The sequence below is a fragment of the Chelatococcus sambhunathii genome (genome assembly GCF_001418005.1).
Lineage (GTDB): Bacteria > Pseudomonadota > Alphaproteobacteria > Rhizobiales > Beijerinckiaceae > Chelatococcus_A > Chelatococcus_A sambhunathii.
Map to the genome: position 1 here is coordinate 1 of NZ_LIOL01000001.1, position 17,311 is coordinate 17,311.

18 protein-coding genes and 3 tRNA genes are annotated in these 17,311 nt (G+C 67.3%); 10 read left to right on the forward strand and 11 right to left on the reverse strand.

Annotation, left to right across the window (positions count from 1 at the left end):
* From tuf to ASC46_RS00015, 3 genes are all read right to left on the reverse strand, one after another.
* On the reverse strand, window positions 1–1,010 hold a 1,010-nt coding region (tuf, locus tag ASC46_RS00005; RefSeq protein ID WP_055457270.1), incomplete at its 3' end, for an elongation factor Tu.
* A 237-nt stretch (window positions 1,011–1,247) separates the two neighbouring features.
* Window positions 1,248–1,321: transfer RNA gene (locus ASC46_RS00010), tRNA-Gly, on the reverse strand.
* Window positions 1,322–1,340: 19 nt separating this feature from the next.
* Window positions 1,341–1,425: transfer RNA gene (locus ASC46_RS00015), tRNA-Tyr, on the reverse strand.
* A gap of 195 nt (window positions 1,426–1,620) precedes the next feature.
* On the opposite strand from ASC46_RS00015, the gene ASC46_RS00020 reads away from it, so the two are divergent.
* Together ASC46_RS00020 and ASC46_RS00025 are read left to right on the forward strand one after the other, a co-directional pair.
* Entirely contained in the window at window positions 1,621–2,487 is an 867-nt protein-coding gene (locus ASC46_RS00020; protein ID WP_082464639.1) for a TrmH family RNA methyltransferase, read from the forward strand.
* A 322-nt stretch (window positions 2,488–2,809) separates the two neighbouring features.
* Window positions 2,810–4,483 carry an MFS transporter gene (locus ASC46_RS00025; RefSeq protein ID WP_186438059.1) on the forward strand — a complete coding sequence of 558 codons (1,674 nt, stop codon included), beginning with the start codon at window positions 2,810–2,812 and terminating at the stop codon, window positions 4,481–4,483.
* Window positions 4,484–4,567: 84 nt separating this feature from the next.
* Here the strand turns inward: ASC46_RS00025 and ASC46_RS00030 are convergent, their stop codons facing one another.
* The 3 genes from ASC46_RS00030 to ASC46_RS00040 form a co-directional block, all read right to left on the reverse strand.
* Complete coding sequence (locus ASC46_RS00030) at window positions 4,568–4,927, reverse strand: hypothetical protein (RefSeq protein ID WP_055457271.1); 360 nt, start codon at window positions 4,925–4,927, stop codon at window positions 4,568–4,570.
* 213 nt (window positions 4,928–5,140) lie between these two features.
* A complete protein-coding gene (locus ASC46_RS00035; protein ID WP_082464640.1) occupies window positions 5,141–5,443 on the reverse strand; it encodes a hypothetical protein in 303 nt (100 codons plus the stop codon).
* Window positions 5,444–5,627: 184 nt separating this feature from the next.
* Window positions 5,628–5,703, reverse strand: a tRNA-Thr gene (locus tag ASC46_RS00040).
* 114 nt (window positions 5,704–5,817) lie between these two features.
* On the opposite strand from ASC46_RS00040, the gene ASC46_RS00045 reads away from it, so the two are divergent.
* The 3 genes from ASC46_RS00045 to infA all read left to right on the forward strand — a co-directional run bounded on the left by ASC46_RS00045 (window position 5,818) and on the right by infA (window position 7,444).
* Window positions 5,818–6,024 carry a hypothetical protein gene (locus tag ASC46_RS00045; RefSeq protein WP_055457272.1) on the forward strand — a complete coding sequence of 69 codons (207 nt, stop codon included), beginning with the start codon at window positions 5,818–5,820 and terminating at the stop codon, window positions 6,022–6,024.
* Between the two features lie 197 nt (window positions 6,025–6,221).
* Window positions 6,222–6,479 (forward strand): glycine zipper domain-containing protein, encoded by a 258-nt coding sequence (locus ASC46_RS00050; protein ID WP_055457273.1) that lies wholly within the window; start codon window positions 6,222–6,224, stop codon window positions 6,477–6,479.
* A gap of 686 nt (window positions 6,480–7,165) precedes the next feature.
* Window positions 7,166–7,444: a translation initiation factor IF-1 gene (infA, locus tag ASC46_RS00055; protein WP_055457274.1), complete on the forward strand. Its 279-nt coding sequence runs from the start codon at window positions 7,166–7,168 to the stop codon at window positions 7,442–7,444.
* A gap of 91 nt (window positions 7,445–7,535) precedes the next feature.
* On the opposite strand, the gene ASC46_RS00060 is transcribed toward infA, so the two are convergent.
* A complete protein-coding gene (locus ASC46_RS00060) occupies window positions 7,536–7,847 on the reverse strand; it encodes a hypothetical protein (RefSeq protein ID WP_072249415.1) in 312 nt (103 codons plus the stop codon).
* Window positions 7,848–8,121: 274 nt separating this feature from the next.
* Here ASC46_RS00060 and ASC46_RS00065 point away from each other — a divergent pair, with 274 nt between their 5' ends.
* Window positions 8,122–9,096: an MBL fold metallo-hydrolase gene (locus tag ASC46_RS00065; protein ID WP_055457276.1), complete on the forward strand. Its 975-nt coding sequence runs from the start codon at window positions 8,122–8,124 to the stop codon at window positions 9,094–9,096.
* A 153-nt stretch (window positions 9,097–9,249) separates the two neighbouring features.
* Window positions 9,250–10,023 (forward strand): NAD kinase, encoded by a 774-nt coding sequence (locus tag ASC46_RS00070; protein WP_055457277.1) that lies wholly within the window; start codon window positions 9,250–9,252, stop codon window positions 10,021–10,023.
* Between the two features lie 5 nt (window positions 10,024–10,028).
* On the opposite strand, the gene ASC46_RS00075 is transcribed toward ASC46_RS00070, so the two are convergent.
* The gene (locus ASC46_RS00075) at window positions 10,029–11,252 is read right to left on the reverse strand and encodes a DUF2336 domain-containing protein (RefSeq protein WP_055457278.1); all 1,224 of its coding nucleotides are present in this window, start codon (window positions 11,250–11,252) and stop codon (window positions 10,029–10,031) included.
* Window positions 11,253–11,441: 189 nt separating this feature from the next.
* Between ASC46_RS00075 and ASC46_RS00080 the strand changes: the two genes are divergently transcribed.
* Both ASC46_RS00080 and ASC46_RS00085 read left to right on the forward strand, forming a co-directional pair.
* Window positions 11,442–11,933, forward strand: a complete 492-nt coding sequence (locus ASC46_RS00080; RefSeq protein ID WP_055457279.1) for a MaoC family dehydratase — start codon at window positions 11,442–11,444, stop codon at window positions 11,931–11,933.
* A 5-nt stretch (window positions 11,934–11,938) separates the two neighbouring features.
* A complete protein-coding gene (locus tag ASC46_RS00085) occupies window positions 11,939–12,829 on the forward strand; it encodes an HpcH/HpaI aldolase/citrate lyase family protein (RefSeq protein ID WP_055457866.1) in 891 nt (296 codons plus the stop codon).
* A gap of 81 nt (window positions 12,830–12,910) precedes the next feature.
* On the opposite strand, the gene ASC46_RS00090 is transcribed toward ASC46_RS00085, so the two are convergent.
* Together ASC46_RS00090 and ASC46_RS00095 are read right to left on the reverse strand one after the other, a co-directional pair.
* On the reverse strand, window positions 12,911–13,519 hold the full coding sequence (locus ASC46_RS00090; protein ID WP_055457280.1) for a flavin reductase family protein: 609 nt from the start codon (window positions 13,517–13,519) through the stop codon (window positions 12,911–12,913).
* Window positions 13,516–14,097, reverse strand: a complete 582-nt coding sequence (locus ASC46_RS00095; protein ID WP_055457281.1) for a nitroreductase family protein — start codon at window positions 14,095–14,097, stop codon at window positions 13,516–13,518. Before ASC46_RS00095 ends, ASC46_RS00090 begins: the two co-directional genes overlap by 4 nt.
* Before the next feature lie 254 nt (window positions 14,098–14,351).
* On the opposite strand from ASC46_RS00095, the gene ASC46_RS00100 reads away from it, so the two are divergent.
* Entirely contained in the window at window positions 14,352–15,236 is an 885-nt protein-coding gene (locus ASC46_RS00100; RefSeq protein ID WP_055457282.1) for a hypothetical protein, read from the forward strand.
* Window positions 15,237–15,285: 49 nt separating this feature from the next.
* Here the strand turns inward: ASC46_RS00100 and thrS are convergent, their stop codons facing one another.
* A complete protein-coding gene (thrS, locus tag ASC46_RS00105; protein ID WP_055457283.1) occupies window positions 15,286–17,277 on the reverse strand; it encodes a threonine--tRNA ligase in 1,992 nt (663 codons plus the stop codon).
* Between the last annotated feature and the right edge of the window lie 34 nt (window positions 17,278–17,311).

Here is a 17,311-nt window from a genome sequence, read left to right on the forward strand (position 1 = left end):
GTGCGGAAGTAAAACTGCGGGCGGTAGTTGTTGAAGAACGGCGTGTGACGGCCACCCTCTTCCTTCGTCAGGATGTACGCCTCGGCCTTGAACTTCGTGTGCGGCTTCACCGAGCCCGGCTTGCACAGAACCTGGCCGCGCTCCACGTCCTCGCGCTTCGTCCCGCGCAGCAGCGCCCCGATGTTGTCCCCCGCCTCGCCCTGATCGAGCAGCTTGCGGAACATCTCAACGCCCGTCACCGTCGTCTTCTGCGTCGGACGCAACCCAACAATCTCGACTTCCTCGCCGACCTTGATCACGCCGCGCTCCACACGCCCCGTCACCACCGTCCCGCGGCCCGAAATCGAGAACACGTCCTCAACCGGCATCAGGAACGGCTGGTCCTTCGGACGCTCCGGCTGCGGGATGTACGCGTCAACCGCATCCATCAGCTTCAGAACAGCGTCCCGCCCGATCTCCGGATTGCGGTCCTCCAGCGCGCACAGCGCCGAGCCCTTGATGATCGGGATGTCATCCCCGGGGAAGTCGTACTTCGACAGAAGCTCGCGCACCTCAAGCTCCACAAGATCAAGAAGCTCGGGGTCGTCCACCATGTCGACCTTGTTCATGAACACCACAAGCGCCGGCACGCCAACCTGACGCGCCAGCAGGATGTGCTCGCGCGTCTGCGGCATCGGCCCGTCAGCCGACGAAACCACAAGAATCGCGCCGTCCATCTGCGCCGCGCCCGTGATCATGTTCTTCACGTAGTCCGCGTGGCCCGGGCAGTCCACGTGCGCATAGTGCCGCTTGTCCGTCTCGTACTCGACATGCGACGTCGAGATCGTGATCCCGCGCGCCTTCTCCTCAGGCGCCTTGTCGATCTGGTCGTACGCCGTGAACGACGCTCCGCCCTTCTCCGCAAGAACCTTCGTGATCGCCGCCGTCAGAGACGTCTTGCCATGGTCAACGTGACCAATCGTCCCGATGTTGCAGTGCGGCTTCGTGCGCTCAAACTTTTCCTTCGCCATCGTAGGATCCTAGACGCCTCTGCACGTGTGGCTTTTGGGTTGCGGTCGATTAAGACCCTTCGCCCCATACTTCAAGAGCGAATTTACCTCGGGCCCGAGAATTTTCCCCACCGGGCGCCGAGGATCATGGAGGCGAGCCTTTAGCCCGAGCCGGACGGGATTGTCGAGTCCCCGCCAGCGCGCCGGCCGCCGGCTTCGACCGCAGAAGAAATCTGAGCGAAACGATGCGGAAGGCGGTGGAGCGGGTGAAGGGAATCGAACCCTCGTCATCAGCTTGGAAGGCTGCTGCTCTACCATTGAGCTACACCCGCGCACTGGCTGCTTCGGGAATGGTGGAGGGGGTTGGATTCGAACCAACGTAGGCGTAGCCAACGGATTTACAGTCCGTCCCCTTTAACCACTCGGGCACCCCTCCGACTCAATCCTCGGAAGCACCGCCGGGCGACGCGCCGAGCCGCCGCATGCTTCACGAAAACCTTCGGAACGCGACGACGCCGACAGCGCGGGGCCTCTTATGGTGAGGCCGATCCCCGGTGTCAACACAAAACCAACTGGCATCCACGGCTCACTCGTGCCACAGGAGGCTCAGCCAATTCCGGACACTGGACCCATGACGAGCGACAAGGCCCCGCCGGCCGGACAGACGACCAGAAAGCTGCCCCGCAACGCGCAGGCGTTGGCCCGGCATGGGCGCGGCCCGCGTTTCGGCAAGGCCGGAAAGCCGGCAAACGGCAAGGGCGGCCCGCGCCGCCCCACCCCCCCGGGCGCCATCGACGTCGCGGTTCTCTACGGCTGGCATCCCGTGGTCGAGGCCCTCGCCAATCCACGGCGCCGGCCGCGCCGGTTGATGGCCACCGAGAATGCCTACAAGCGCCTGCTCGAGCGATTCGGGCACCTGCCGATCGCGCCCGAGATCGTCCGGCCCGGCGAGATCGACCGGCTGCTCGAGCCCGATGCCGTCCACCAGGGCCTGCTGCTCGAGGCCGACCCGCTCCCGTCCCCGGCCATCGATTCGCTGCCGGCGGATGCGCTCGTCCTCGTGCTCGACCAGATCACGGATCCGCACAACGTCGGCGCCATCGTCCGCACGGCGGCCGCCTTCTCCGTTGCGGCCATCGTCACCACCGCCCGCCACAGCCCGGCTGCGACGGGCGTGCTCGCCAAGTCCGCCTCGGGCGGACTCGAGCACGTCCCCTTCATCGTGGTGCGCAATCTCGCCGAGGCCATGCTCGCTCTGCGCGAGCGTGGCTTCCAGCTCGTCGGCCTCGATTCGGCCGGGCCGACGCCGCTCGGCGACATCCCCCTCACCCGCCCGCTCGGCCTTGTCCTCGGCGCTGAGGGCAAGGGGCTGCGCCAGCTGACGCGCGAGCGCTGCAGCGATCTTGCCCGCCTCGACATGCCGGGCGCCATCAAGAGTCTGAACGTCTCGAACGCCGCTGCTATCGCCCTCTATGCGGCGAGCCGCACCGCCGGCTGAACATGCTGCGACGCACTATTGCGGCGCACTTAAGACTTTGGAATGACGACCAATTGTCGAGCGACAGCGTAGAGCGCGGCTCTTAAGCTTTCCCTCACCTTCCGGGCTGCGAGCAGTTGCGGAAGCGGCGCGGGGCCCCGCCCCCGCCGAATGAGGGAAACAGCCCGTTGTCGGGCGGCCGTGGGCGTCAGATCCACCGATCGTCTCGTCGATCGCAAGACCGCGCGGCAGAGGGCCGGAGGTCCGGCTGCCGCGCGGCGTTCGCTCGTCGCCTCGGCCGGCTGCAGGTCATGGAACATTCCAAGGAGCCTCGGCCATGAGCATGGCAAACGCAACGGCGACGGGTGTCAAGGCCCGGCCGATGTCCCGGGAGGAGAAGAAGGTCATCTTCGCTTCCTCGCTCGGCACCGTATTCGAGTGGTACGATTTCTATCTTTACGGCTCGCTGTCGGCGATCATCGCCGCCCAGTTCTTCTCGGGCGTCAATCCGACCGCCGGCTTCATCTTCGCGTTGATGGCCTTCGCAGCCGGCTTTGCTGTCCGGCCCTTCGGCGCGCTCGTCTTCGGCCGCCTCGGCGACCTCGTCGGCCGCAAGTATACCTTCCTTGTCACTATCGTGCTGATGGGCCTGTCGACCTTCATCGTCGGCATCCTGCCCACCTATGCAACGTGGGGCATCCTCGCGCCCGTCATCCTCATCATCCTGCGCCTCGTGCAGGGGCTGGCGCTCGGCGGCGAATACGGCGGCGCGGCGACATACGTCGCAGAACACGCACCCCAAGGCCGGCGCGGCTACTATACCAGCTTCATTCAGACGACGGCGACGCTCGGCCTCTTCCTGTCGCTCATCGTCATCCTCGGCACCCGCACCTATCTCGGTGAGGAAGCCTTCGCGGCCTGGGGCTGGCGCATTCCGTTCCTGATCTCCATCGTGCTGCTCGGCATCTCGATCTGGATCCGGCTGCAGCTGCAGGAGTCGCCCGCCTTCAAGCAGATGAAGGAGGAAGGCACCCAGTCCAAGGCACCGCTGACGGAAGCCTTCGGTACCTGGAAGAACGCCAAGGTCGGCCTGCTCGCCCTTTTCGGCAGCACGTCGGGCCAGGCGGTCGTCTGGTACACGGGCCAGTTCTATGCCCTGTTCTTCCTCACGCAGACGCTGAAGGTCGATGCCGCCACGGCGAACATTCTCATCGCCATCTCGCTCGCCATCGGCACGCCATTCTTCATCTTCTTCGGCTGGCTGTCGGACAAGGTCGGCCGCAAGCCGATCATCCTCGGCGGCTGCCTCATCGCGGCCATCGCCTATTTCCCGCTGTTCAACGGCCTGACGAAGTTCGCCAATCCCGATCTCGCGGCGGCGCAGGCCAATGCCCCGGTAACGGTCATCGCGGACCCGTCGGAATGTTCGTTCCAGTTCAACCCGGTCGGCACGGCACAGTTCCGCTCCTCGTGTGACATCGCCAAGAGCTTCCTTGCCCGCAACTCGGTGAACTATGCGAACGAGGCGGCCCCGGCGGGTACGGTGGCGCAGGTCAAGGTCGGCGACCAGGTCATCGCCTCCTTCGACGGCCTGACGCTCGATGCCGCTGCCTTCAAGGAGCAGAGCGCGGCCTTCAACACCAAGATGACGGAGGTCATCCGCGCAGCGGGCTATCCGGCCAAGGCCGATCCGGCGAAGATGAACACGGTCGCCATCGTCGCCATCCTGACGCTGCTCGTCCTCTTCGTGACGATGGTGTATGGCCCCATCGCCGCCCAGCTCGTCGAGCTCTTCCCGACGCGCATCCGCTACTCGGGCATGTCGCTGCCCTATCACATCGGCAACGGCTGGTTCGGCGGCTTCCTGCCCACCACCGCCTTCGCCATGGTGGCCGCGACGGGCGACATCTACTACGGCCTCTGGTACCCGATCGTGGTCGCCCTCATGACCTTCGTCGTCGGCCTGCTCTTTGTGCCCGAGACGAAGGACCGCGACATCTTCAAGTACGAAGGCTGACACAGCCAGAGCCTGATGGCTCCGAAACGAAAGGCCCCGCCGGTCTCCCGGCGGGGCCTTTTCGCTGGCGAAGCGGACGGCGGATCAATCGCAGACCGTGACGCGACGAACGCGCCAGCCCCAGCCGTCCACCCACACGCGGCGGGTCTTCACGAAGCATTCCGGCTCGTAATCGTAGTAGGCCGGCCCGGGTCCGTAGGCATAGGGCGGCGGGCCGTAATCGTAGACCGGCGCGGGATAACCGTAGGCCGGCCGCGCCGCCGAAGCGGCCAGCGCACCGACGGCGAGGCCGCCGATGATACCGGCGGCCACAGCCGCCCCGGCATTGCCGCCGCGGCGCCAGCGTGCCTCGGCCTCTCCGGTGGTCGCGGCGAAGGCCCCGGCGAGGGTCAAGCCGGCAAGGCCGATTGCGGCGACCTTTCGAGCCTTGAGCGGGAACATCATGGTTCTTCTCCCAAACCGGGGAGCGCTCCGCACTCCCCCTGCAGCGTCATCGTGGGGATGCTAGTCTCCTGTGGCTGAACGCCCGATGAACCATCCCTGTTCCCTATTCGTCACCCGCACTGCGGCAATTTGCGGACAAGCGCAAAGGCCGGCGCGGGATATTCGCCGGCCTTCGCACTGGCGGATCGCAGCGAGACGCGGCCTCAGTCGCAATCAGTCGCAAACGGTCATACGCCGTGTAGTCCAGCCGTACCCGGGCACGAACACGCGTTCCCGGACCTTGTAGCAGTAGGGGTCAGCCACATAGACGGGGCCCGGATAGCCATAGGCCGGCCGCGCCGCCGAAGCGGCGAGCGCACCGATGGCAAGCCCGCCGATGACGCCCGCGGCCACGGCACCGCCGTAGTGCCGGCCGCGCCACCGGGCCTCGGCCTCGCCGGTCGTGGCGATGAAGCTCGCGCCGAGAGTGGCGCAGGCGAGCGGGATAGCAAGGATCTTCGGGCTCATGCGATTCATCGTTCCATCCTCCGGTAGCACCCGCCGCATCCCAGAGGGGATTGCGGATATCGGATGTGATGAAACGATGCGCCCGCACCCGCCGCGGCGCCGTGCGCCGTCACACGAGGCGCTGCCGCGTCAGGTCAGGGGCTCCAGGGCACGGTTGAGGTGGAAAAGCGGCGCCCCGACCGGGGCAGCAAGATGGTGCCGGTTGTCAGACTCGAACTGACGACCTACCGCTTACAAGGCGGTTGCTCTACCAACTGAGCTAAACCGGCGCCGGCCCATGCATTTCGGCTAACAGGCTTCGCCCGCGGCCGCAAGAGGCAATGCTGCCGGGACTGCCGGAGGGCAGCAGGCCGCGCCAACGAGGACGGAAGCCCGGAAAAGCTATGGCTGTCGATCGGTCGGACCTGTCGGAGGAGGAGTGGGAAGCCCTGCAGCGCCTCAACCGCGGCGCGCCGGAGGCGGATCTCATCCCGCCACTCATGCGGCATCTGCTCCTCGAGCTCGGCCTGGCCGTCGAGCGGCCGTCGCGCATCGTTATCAGCGACCGCGGCAAGAAGCTCATTCGCCTCTATCGTGACGGCCGACGATGAACAACCGGCACCCTGGCGCGTTCTGGCAGCGTGCGCCGCAGACGAGCCTGCGACCGAAACGACGGTGGCCGGGAACCAACACGCAGATGATGCGTTTTGCCTTGCGGAAGCACTCATGGCGGAAGCACTCATGGCGACTGCGCGACGAGATGCTTTTCCATAAAGCACCAGGAAGACGAATCCGAAAGGATGACCACATGACGAAATATCTTGTCTGCGCCGCTGTGGCCCTCACCCTTGCTGCGTGCAACACTCCTGAGGAGCGGGCCGTTGGCGGCGCGCTGATCGGCGGTGCGGCCGGCGCCGCCGTTGGCGGAGCCGCGACCGGAACGGCCGGCGGCGCCGTCGTGGGTGGCGCCATCGGCGCGGCCGGCGGTGCCATGGTCGGTGCCGCCACCGGCCAGCAGTGTGAATATTACTACTATCGTGGCCGCCGTTATCGCGAGTGCTATTGAGCCATCCGGCCCGATCGTGGGCCCATGACCGTCGCCCGCAGGCATGAGGCATTGCGGGCGACAGTCGTTTCAAAACGGTCGCTGCCGCGGCGCTAGGGCCGGGCGGCGCCGGGGGAGAACATCGCAGGCCATCGCGCCTTGGCGGGCGATGGCGTCTGACGGGAGCCATTTTATCGGAGCGACGGAGGCGAGCGATGGCCAATGAACCGCAACTCACCCCGCGCGAAGCAAGGCAGGGGCGGCTCGGACGGCCGGTTCTTGTCATCCTGCTCGCCAGCCTGACACTCGCTGTCCTTGCTTGGCTCTTCCTGTAGCGCGGCCTGATGACGGGCTGGCGCCGATCACATCGCTTTTGTTGGCGCTGATGGCATAAAGTGTGCTATGAGCGCGCCGGTGGCGCCGTTCCGGCCAGCCTCGTGCCTGCGGAAGGCACCCGCATGCCTCGGTCGTGTTTCCCTGACCGCAACGGTGGCGCCGCTATTGGCATGCCGCACAGTCCAGAGGCCTGTTCAAAGGCGCGCCGAACGGCGGGTGATCGGTTCATCGGGCGAGGCGTGCCATGAGCCTCGCCATGAGCCTCGTCACGAGCCTTGCGGCCGGCGCCGGATCGCATCTCCGGCCTCGTCGGGGCGCCTTGGCTGCTGCGGCAGGGAAGCGGATCGTCCGCGTTCTGAAAGGAAGAGCTGTTGTCGAAAGAAGATACCATCGAGTTTGAAGGCACCGTTGTCGACGTGCTGCCCGACGGCAAGTTTCGCGTCGTCCTCGAGAATGACCACGAAATCCTGGCCTACATCGCAGGCCGCATGAAGCGTCACCGCATCCGCACCCTCGCTGGTGACCGTGTGACCGTGGAAATGACGCCCTATGACATGGACAAGGGCCGCATCACCTTCCGTCACAAAACCGACGGCGGCGCTCCCGGTCCCGGTGCCGCCCGGCGTGGCCCTCCGCCGCGGCGCCGCTGAGAAGCCGAGGGCGGTCGGCTCCTACCAGCCTGAGGGCCTGATATCCCGACTGGCCTGACGGCCTGACATGGCGCGGCCGGCACGGCTCCCGCTATCGACGGTCCTCGGGCGCACCGCGCGCGTCGATGTGCCGCTCATCCTCGCGGCGTACAATCGAATAGTCGGCATCGATGATCATGTCGCCGGCGCGCCCCCCGGGGCGTTGCCCGCGCCACTTCATCCACAGGTGATAGCCGAGCCCCGCAACGACGACGACCGGCAGCACGACGAGGAAGACGCCGGCCGCGACGATGGCGAGCGTGACGACGAGCGCCAGCCCCACGGCGGCTGCAAGCCAAAGCTGCCAGCGGGACAGGCGCACAATGCGCATCTGCGGGCCAAAACGGGGGTCGTACCCCTGCATGATCTGATCCTTCTTGACGTCTGGCCGCGAACACATCACGCCCACCGGGCGAGAATATGATGTCGCCAAGCCGCTCGCGCCAGTGACGCGGCATTCCCCCGCCGCACAACCCGGGGTCACACACTTGTGACGGGAAGGCGGATCGACCCTCGGCGCAGGCTGTGGACCATATCGAGGGTGCCGGAACGGCTGGGCCGGACGGGCTCGTGAAGCATCCTCCCGGCCGGGAGGCCGCCGGCAGGAATTTCATCGACACTGGGAGGAGCAGGCAGCCATGCTGGATCGTCGCAGTCTACTCGTTTCGGCCGCCGCGGCCGGCAGCGCCATGGCCGTTCCTGCCTCCGCCCAGACGCTTCCCGCCGCCGCGCCGGTCGAGCCTGACCGACAGGCGCCAGGCTTCTATCGCTACAGGGTGGGCGACCTGATGATCACGGCGGTCAACGACGGGGTTGCCCGCCGGCCGCTCGACGGATTCATCCGCAACGCGCAGATCGATGATGTCCACGGCGCGCTCGATGCCGCCTTCCTGCCGCGCGACAGCCTCACCATCCCGTTCACCACCCTCGTCATCGACCGTGGCGGCAAGCTGACGCTGATCGACACGGGCAACGGCGATTCGGGTGCGCCGACAAGCGGCCTGTGGATGACGAACTTCCGCGCCGCCGGCTTTGATCCCGCCGCCGTCGAAACCGTGGTCATCAGCCATTTCCACGGTGATCACATCAACGGGCTGAGACTCAAGGACGGCACGGCCGTCTTCCCGGGCGCGGAGGTGCTGGTGCCAGAGGCCGAATGGGCCTTCTGGATGGACGATGCCAGGATGGCCGCGGCACCCGATGGTATGAAGGGCGCCTTCCAGAACGTGCGCCGCGTCTTCGGCCCCATCGCGGGCGACGTGAAGCGTTTCAAGGCCGACAGCGAAGTGGTGCCCAACGTGACGGCCGTCGCCGCCTATGGCCATACGCCGGGCCATACGGCCTTTGCCGTCACCGCCGGCGACGGACGCCTCATGGTGATGAGCGACACCACCAACCACCCAGCCCTCTTCGTTCGCAATCCCGAGTGGCAAGCCATCTTCGACATGGACGGCGACATGGCGCGCGAGACGCGCAAGCGCCTGCTCGACATGGTGGCAAGCGAGAAGATGCAGGTGGCTTTCTACCACGCTCCTTTCCCGGCGACCGGCCATATCGCCCGCGATGGCGACGGCTTCGCCTTCGTGCCCGTGGCCTGGAGCCCCATCATCTGAACATGCGGACCGGCGCGGCATTCCTCGCGCCGCGGCCCGTCCGGCATCCTTGCTGGACGGGATGCCCCCATTGCGGCTATGGGTCTCCTCCCCGCCGATGGATGCGCCGGGCGCCCGCCTGCGCTGTTTCGGCCTGCGAGGACAGAGACGCCCATGGCCCGCCGTTTCGGTAAGATAGCCATCGTCGCAAGTGACGCGCCCGAGGCGCAGAAGGCCGCAGCCAGTCTCGTCGCCCGCTACGGCACCCACCCGCCGGACGAAGCCGACGTGATCGTCGCCCTCGGCGGTGACGGCCTGATGCTGCAGACGCTGCACCGCTTCATGGGCACCGGCAAGCCGATCTACGGTATGAACCGCGGCTCCGTCGGCTTCCTGATGAACGAGTTCCATGAGAACGACCTCGTGGACCGGTTGGAGGAGGCCGAGCGCAGCGTGGTGCATCCCCTGCTGATGATCGCGCACGACGCAGCCGGCATGCCGCACCAGGCACGGGCCATCAACGAGGTCTCCATGCTGCGCCAGACCTATCAGGCGGCGAAGCTGCGCGTCTCCGTCGACGGCCTCGTGCGGCTCGAGGAACTGACCGCCGATGGCCTGCTTGTCGCAACCCCCGCCGGCTCGACGGCCTATAACCTCTCCGCCAACGGGCCGATCCTGCCGCTCAACGCACCGCTCCTGGCGCTGACGCCGATTTCCGCTTTCCGCCCGCGGCGCTGGCGCGGCGCCCTGCTGCCAGACCACGCGCGCGTGCGCGTCGACGTGCTCGAAGCCGACAAGCGCCCGGTCAGCGCCGTGGCCGACCATACGGAGTTTCGCTCTGTGACGCGGGTCGATATCGCCATGGACCGCAGCGTGGACCTCGTCATGCTGCACGATCCCGGCCACAGCCTGGACGAGCGCATCCTGCGTGAGCAATTCGGCTATTGACCGCCTCAGGCAGCAATGGGCCGCGAAACGGAGCGCTGTCCCTCGATGACGGCGCGGTCCGCCTCGATCAGCGCGCCGAGCGCTGCGCTCTCCGCAAGGCGCGCCGCCGTGCCCCGCGCCTCCTCCCGCGCAATCTCGGCCTCGAAGCGCCGCAGCAGCGCCGTCAAGGCATCCCCGTCGGCATCGCCGCGCGAGGCGCAGGCGGCGATCACACGCTCCAGAATCGGACGGAACAGGCCGACGGGACCACCTTCTTCCCACCGGTGGCCGGAGTACGCCCGGCAGGCGGACCAGGCGACGAGAAAGGCCGGCCGCAGGGCAACGGGAATACCGGCCCGTTCCAGCAGGGCCTCGCGCCCCCGTCCGCGCTCGTCTCCGGCGAGCGCCGCGACCCGTCCCGGCGGCACCTCGGCGAGTTCCGCCAACGCACCGGCGAACAGCCGTTCCTCGCCGCTGAGGAGTCCGCGCAGCAGCAGTCGCGGCGTCAGCCGACCCTCCTGCCGCAGTTGCCGCACGAGCGCCGCGACGGAGGGATCGTCCGGCGCCGTCGCGGCGATGGTCAGCACCGTCCGTTCGCCCGATTCGCGCGCGGCGCCTTCCGCGCGCTCCATGCCGAGCCAGCGCCGGCGGGCGACGAAGGCCGTCAACTGCTCGGCAACGGCCACGGCGATCCGCTGGCGCACGGCGGCCGGCAGGCCGGGCCGCGCCAGCAAAGCCTCGCGCAGGGCCGGCAACTTCGCATGTCGATCGAGCATGCGGTGCATCAGGAACTCGGGCAGGGGCGCGCCGTGATTCTCCGCAAGTGCCACGAGCGCATCCGGCGCGCCGACCGCGACGAGCGCCGAGGCGACCGCAAGCGGCAACCCCGGGCGAACCGCGACGGCGGTCTGCGCGAGGGCATCTCCCGCCTCGACACAATCGACGAGGTCGGAGGCCATCAGCAGCGGCGAGCGGGCGAGGACGAGCGCCGCGACGTCGCTCTGATCACGCGCGAGCGCCAGCACGAGATGGCGCGGGATGTCGAGTTCGGAGCCGAGTTCACGCGCCACGGCGCGCCGGACGGCTGCGGACGTGTCATCAAGGAGGCTGAGCAGCGCCGCCTCCGCCTCCCGCCGCTCCTCGGGCGAAAGCCGGGCCGCAACATAGGCACGAGCGAGCGCCCCCGCCCCTCGCGCCCGCTCGCTTGCCGCGGCGGAGCGAACCCAGTGCAGAAAGCGGCGGATGATCATTGCCCCGATCCCAACCGGCGGATGCGGCCGGAGCCCCGCCGGTCCGCACGCCCACCAAAGCCATATGTGCATATCGCGGTTTCCCCGGGTCACAGGAACGGGGGAGAGTGCGATATGGCTCGCCTCGCAGCATGAGGCGGTTATGGTAAACGAAGTCTGAACACGGTAATCGGAGGGGACCTCTGCTCCATGACGGCCCAGGCAAACGGTAGTCCGCATCCGCGCGGCGGGCTCTACTTCGAAGACTTCAGCGTCGGCCAGCTCATCCGCCATCGCCTCACGCGAACCGTGACGCAGATGGACAACATGCTGTTCTCGAACATGACGCTCAATCCCCAGCCTCTGCACATCGACGCGCATTTCTGCGCCACCGAGACCGAATGGGGCCGGCCGCTGATGAACTCGCTGTTCACCCTCGGCCTGATGATCGGCATTTCGGTGAACGACACCACCGTCGGCACCACCATCGCCAATCTCGGCATGACGGATGTGCGCTTTCCCGCGCCGCTCTTCGAGGGCGACACCATCAATGTGACGACGGAGGTGGTTGCCGTGCGCATTTCGCGTTCGCGCCCCGACGCCGGCATCGTCGACTTCCTGCACCGCGCCTACAAGCAGGATGGCACGCTCGTCGCCGAATGTCGGCGGCAGGCCTTCATGCGCAAGCGCCCCGTGGTGTGACGACCATGCGCTCGCTGCTCTTCGTCCCCGGCGACAGCCGCAGGAAGCTGGACAAGGGACTGACGGCCGGGGCGGACGCCCTGATTCTCGACCTCGAGGATTCCGTCGCGCTGTCGGAGAAGGAAACCGCTCGGCGCGTCACCGCCGACTTCCTGCGCGATGTCGGCAACCAGCCGGCGCGGCCCCTGCTCTACGTGCGCATCAACGCGCTCGACAGCGGCCTGAGCGAAGATGATCTCGACGCCGTCATGGCGGCGGGACCCGATGGCATCGTGCTGCCGAAGGCCGCCGGCGGCCCCGACGTGTCGCATCTCGGCGCCAAGATCGCGGTGCGCGAGGCCGAATTCGGCCTCGGCGACGGCAGGACCCGCATCCTCGCCATTGGCACTGAGACGGCCCGCGGCGTCTTCGCGCTCGGCACCTATGCCGGCGCGAGCCATCGCCTCACGGGCCTCGCCTGGGGCGGCGAGGATCTCTCAGCCGACATCGGAGCCGAGACGAACCGCCTGCCGGACGGCCGGTATGCCGAGCCCTATCGCCTCGCCCGTTCGCTGACCCTCATGGGCGCCGCGGCAGCGGGCGTCGATGCGGTCGACGCCGTCTTCACCAATTTCCGCGATCTCGACGGGCTCTCCGCCGAATGCGAGGCGGCCCGGCGCGACGGCTTCGTCGCCAAGATGGCGATCCACCCGGCGCAGGTGCCAGTCATCAATGCCGCCTTCACGCCGACGCCCGAGGCAATGGCCGAAGCCCGCGCCATCGTGGAGGCCTTCGCCGCCAATCCGCAGGCCGGTGTGCTCGCCGTCGGTGGCGAGATGGTCGACCGTCCGCACCTGAAGCGCGCCGAGCGCGTGCTCGCGCGTGCGCCGACGAGGATTGAAGGTCGCACCTCATAGGTCGCCGGATCGGCCGGGCGCGACGTATCCCTCTCCCCGCACGCAGGGAGAGGGAGCATTTGCACGACGGACCCGCCCCTCTTACTCCCCACCCTTCGGCCGCACCAGGGAGAACACCTCGTCCACGACGCTGTAGTCATGATAGCCGAGCCGGGCAATGGGCTGCATGGCGGCGGTGTCGACGAGCCCGTCCCTGAGGTAGCGGTCGTCGATATAGATACCGACCACCTGGCCAAGGACGAGCCACCGGTCGAGCGCGCGTCCGTCCATGTCCTCGAGCCGGATGATCTGCAGGCGCCTGCATTCGAGCGCCGCCGCGATGCCGCGCACCCGCGGCGGCTTGACGAAGCGCGAAGGCTCCGGCACGAGCCCAGCCGCCTCGAACTCGCTGACGCCGCGCGGCAGCGGCGCCGAGGTCGCATTCATCGCGTCGCGCAACGGATAGGTCGCAATGTTGCAGACGAACTCGCCCGTCTCGGCGATGAAGGCGACGGAATCCTTCTGTCCCTCGCTCGAAAAGCCGACGATGGCCGGGTAGGTCGAGAAGGCGTTGAAGAAGCTGTAGGGCGCGAGATTGACCTCGCCCCGGTCGTTGAGGGACGAGATCCAGCCGATCGGCCGCGGCGCGACGAGGGCCTTGAAGGGATCGTGCGGCAGCCCGTGGTCACGGGCGACGGCGTCGTAGATCATCGGCCCTGCTCATCGAAACGGGTGACGATGGCGGACAGCTCCGGCCGCGGCCGGTCCGGCGGCGTCTCGCTGGCCGTGCCGATGTGGACGAAGCCGGCGATACGCTCGTTGGCGGCAAGGCCGAGCGCCTCGAGCACGCGCCGGTCATAGGCGTACCACTCGGTGATCCAACTCGTGGCGAAGCCCATCGCGTTCGCGGCGACGACGAGGTTCATGCACACCGCGCCGGCTGACAGCACCTGTTCCCACTCCGGGATCTTCGGATGCGGCGTCGCCCGCGAGACGACCGCGACGACGAGCGGAGCACCCGTCAGGCGCTCGCGCTCGGCGGCGAGGCGCTTCTCGTCCGCCTCCGGATTGTCGGCGGCGAAGGCGGCCGCGATGATCTCCCCGGCCTTCACGCGGGCTTCGCCCGAGAAGACAATGAAACGCCAGGGGACAAGCTTGCCGTGGTCGGGCACCCGCGCGGCGAGGGTCAGGAGCGTATTGAGCTCCTCATCGCTTGGCGCCGGGGCCTGCATCTGGCGTGCGGCCACGGAGCGGCGCGCGCTGAGGAGTGCGATCGTTTCATTCGACATCGGCTCTTCGCTCCAGACTGGAACTGCTTGAAAAAAAGCGTCGTTTCGGCGCCTCGTGCCCGCCGTTGTCATCGCGACTCCGCCGCCCTGCGTCAACGCCGTCGCGCGCATGGCCGCCCGCGCGGCAATGCCCCCCGCGCGAGGCCGTGCCGCCGCACGATGCCACCTTCCATTCACAATTGGGTGGCAACTGCTCGCCGGGGCGCTTATGGAAAGATCTCTCCGGCTCCCGGCACGAACGGAAAACCAGCAACGTGATCAAGGTCTTCAATCGCTGGAGCGCACTTGCCCTGACGGCGTTCTGCCTGCCTTTGCTGGCAGCCGGCGCTCTTGCGCAGATGCCCCCGCGGCTGCAGAACGCGCCGCCGCCGCAGCTCCAGGACACGCAAGGCACCGCGACCCTCTATCTGAGCGCCGTCTTCTCCGGCGAGACCAAGCCCATCGGAGAAGGGCTCGTCTGGCGCGTCTATGCCGATGCGCCGGACGGCGAGGACTTCAAGATCATGGTCAAGTCGCAGGACGCGTCGCCCTCCGTCACCCTGCCCAAGGGCGACTACCGCATCCACGCGGCCTATGGCTTCGCCAGCGCCACGCGCCGCGTCTCCCTCACGCGCGACACCGTCGAGCGGCTGACCATCGCGGCCGGCGGCCTGCGCATCCGCGGCGCCATCGGCACGAACCCCATCCCGCCCGAGAAGATGACCTTTTCCGTCTTCGTGCCCGTCGGCAACAACGACGAAGGCCGCCTCGTCGTCGAGAAGGCGCGCTCGGGCTCGGTCGTGCGCCTGCCGGAGGGGACCTACCACGTTGTCTCCAGCTATGGCGATTCCAATGCCCTCATGCGGGCTGACCTCAAGGTCGAGAACGGCAAGCTCACCGACGCCACGCTCAATCATCGCGCCGCCACGGTGACGCTGAAGCTGGTCCGCGCTGCGGGCGGCGAAGCCTTCGCCGGCACCGCCTTCAGCGTGCTGACCCCGGGCGGGGACGTCATCCGCGAAGAGATCGGCGCCTTCCCCTCCTTCGTCCTGGCGGAAGGCGAATACGTCGTCATCGCCCGCCACGAGGGCCAGGTCTACACGCGCGAATTCACCGTCGAAAGCGGGCAGGACCGCGACATCGAGGTGGTGGCGCGGTAGGGGAGAGCATGGATTCCCTCTCCCCGCGCGGGGGAGAGGGAATGGCTTCTCAGGCCACGGCCTGCTTGAGCGCCGGCGTCTCGGCGCGCTCGCGGCGGAGGTCCGGCGGCACCGCCTCGTCCACCAGCGAGGCGAGCGCCTCATCGAGCGTCATCGATACCTGCTGCTGCGAGCCGAGCCGGCGAATGGAGACCGTGCGCTCCGCCGCCTCCTTCTTGCCGACGACGAGGAGCACCGGCACCTTGGCGAGCGAGTGCTCGCGCACCTTGTAGGTGATCTTCTCGTTGCGCAGGTCGACATCGCCGCGCAGGCCGGCCTTCTTCGCCGCCTTCAGCACCTCGACGGCATAATCGTCCGCCTCCGAGGTGATGGTGCAGACCATCAGTTGCTGGGGCGCGAGCCATAGCGGGAAATGCCCGGCGAAATGCTCGATGAGGATGCCGGCGAAACGCTCCATCGAGCCGCAGATGGCGCGGTGCACCATCACAGGCGTCTTCTTCTGACCGTCCTGATCGACATAGAAGGCGCCAAAGCGCTCCGGCAGGTTGAAATCCACCTGCGTCGTGCCGCATTGCCAGTCGCGGCCGATGGCGTCCCGCAGCACATACTCGAACTTCGGCCCGTAGAAGGCCCCCTCGCCCGGGTTGATGCTCGTCCTGATGCGATTGCCCGACCGCGCGGCAATCTGTTCGAGCACCTTGCCCATCACCGCTTCGGCGTGGTCCCACAGGGCGTCTGAGCCGACGCGCTTCTCCGGCCGGGTGGAGAGCTTGACGACGATCTCGTCGAAGCCGAAGTCGGCATAGGTCGACAGAATGAGATCGTTGATCTTCAGGCATTCCTCCGCAAGCTGATTCTCCGTGCAGAAGACATGCGCGTCGTCCTGCGTGAAGGCGCGCACACGCATCAGCCCGTGCAGGGCGCCCGAAGGTTCGTAGCGGTGCACGGCGCCGAATTCGGCAAGCCGCAGCGGCAGATCGCGGTAGGACTTCAGCCCGTGCTTGAAAATCTGCACGTGGCCCGGGCAGTTCATGGGCTTGATGGCGAAGACGCGCTCGTCCTCGGTCTCGTCGCCGGCCGAGGTCGCCGCGAACATGTTCTCGCGATACCAGCCCCAGTGGCCGGAGATCTCCCACAGCGACTTGTCGAGGAGTTGAGGCGCATTCACCTCCTCATAGTCGGCGGCGAGGCGCCGACGCATGTAGCTGATGAGGTTCTGGAACAGCGTCCAGCCCTTGGGATGCCAGAAGACGGTGCCCGGCCCCTCCTCCTGGAAGTGGAACAGGTCCATCTCCCGCCCGAGGCGGCGATGGTCGCGCTTTTCGGCTTCCTCGAGCTGCCTGAGATAGGCGTCGAGGTCCTCTTGGGTGGCCCAGGCGGTACCGTAGATGCGGGTCAACATCGGATTGTTGGAATCGCCGCGCCAGTAGGCACCGGCCACCTTCATCAGCTTGAAGGCAGTGCCGACCTTGCCGACGCTCGTCATGTGCGGCCCGCGGCAGAGATCCAGCCACTCGCCCTGCCGGTAGATCTTCAGCGTCTCGCCCGGAGGGATGGCATCGACCAGTTCGACCTTGAAGGCTTCGCCCTTCATCTCGAAATGCGAGCGCGCCTGCTCGCGGGACCACTCCTCCTTGGTGAAGGCGGCGTCGCGGGCGATGATCTCGCGCATCTTGGCCTCGATCACCGGGAAATCCTCGGGCGTGAAGGGCTTCTCGCGATAGAAGTCGTAGTAGAAACCATTCTCGATGACCGGGCCGATGGTGACCTGGGTACCGGGAAAGAGCGTCTGCACCGCCTCGGCCAGCACATGGGCGCAGTCGTGCCGGATGAGTTCCAGCGCGCGCGGATCGTCGCGCGAGACGAACTCGATCCTGGCATCGCGCGTGATCGGGTCCGCAAGGTCGGCGAGGTTGCCGTCAAGCGCCATGGCCACGGTGCGCTTGGCAAGCGACTTCGCGATGCCTTCGGCGACCTCGCGCCCGGAAATGCCTTCGGGGAACTGGCGCGCGGCGCCATCGGGAAAAGTCAGCGTGATCATCAACAGTCTCCCGCTCACTCCTGCAAACGACGGC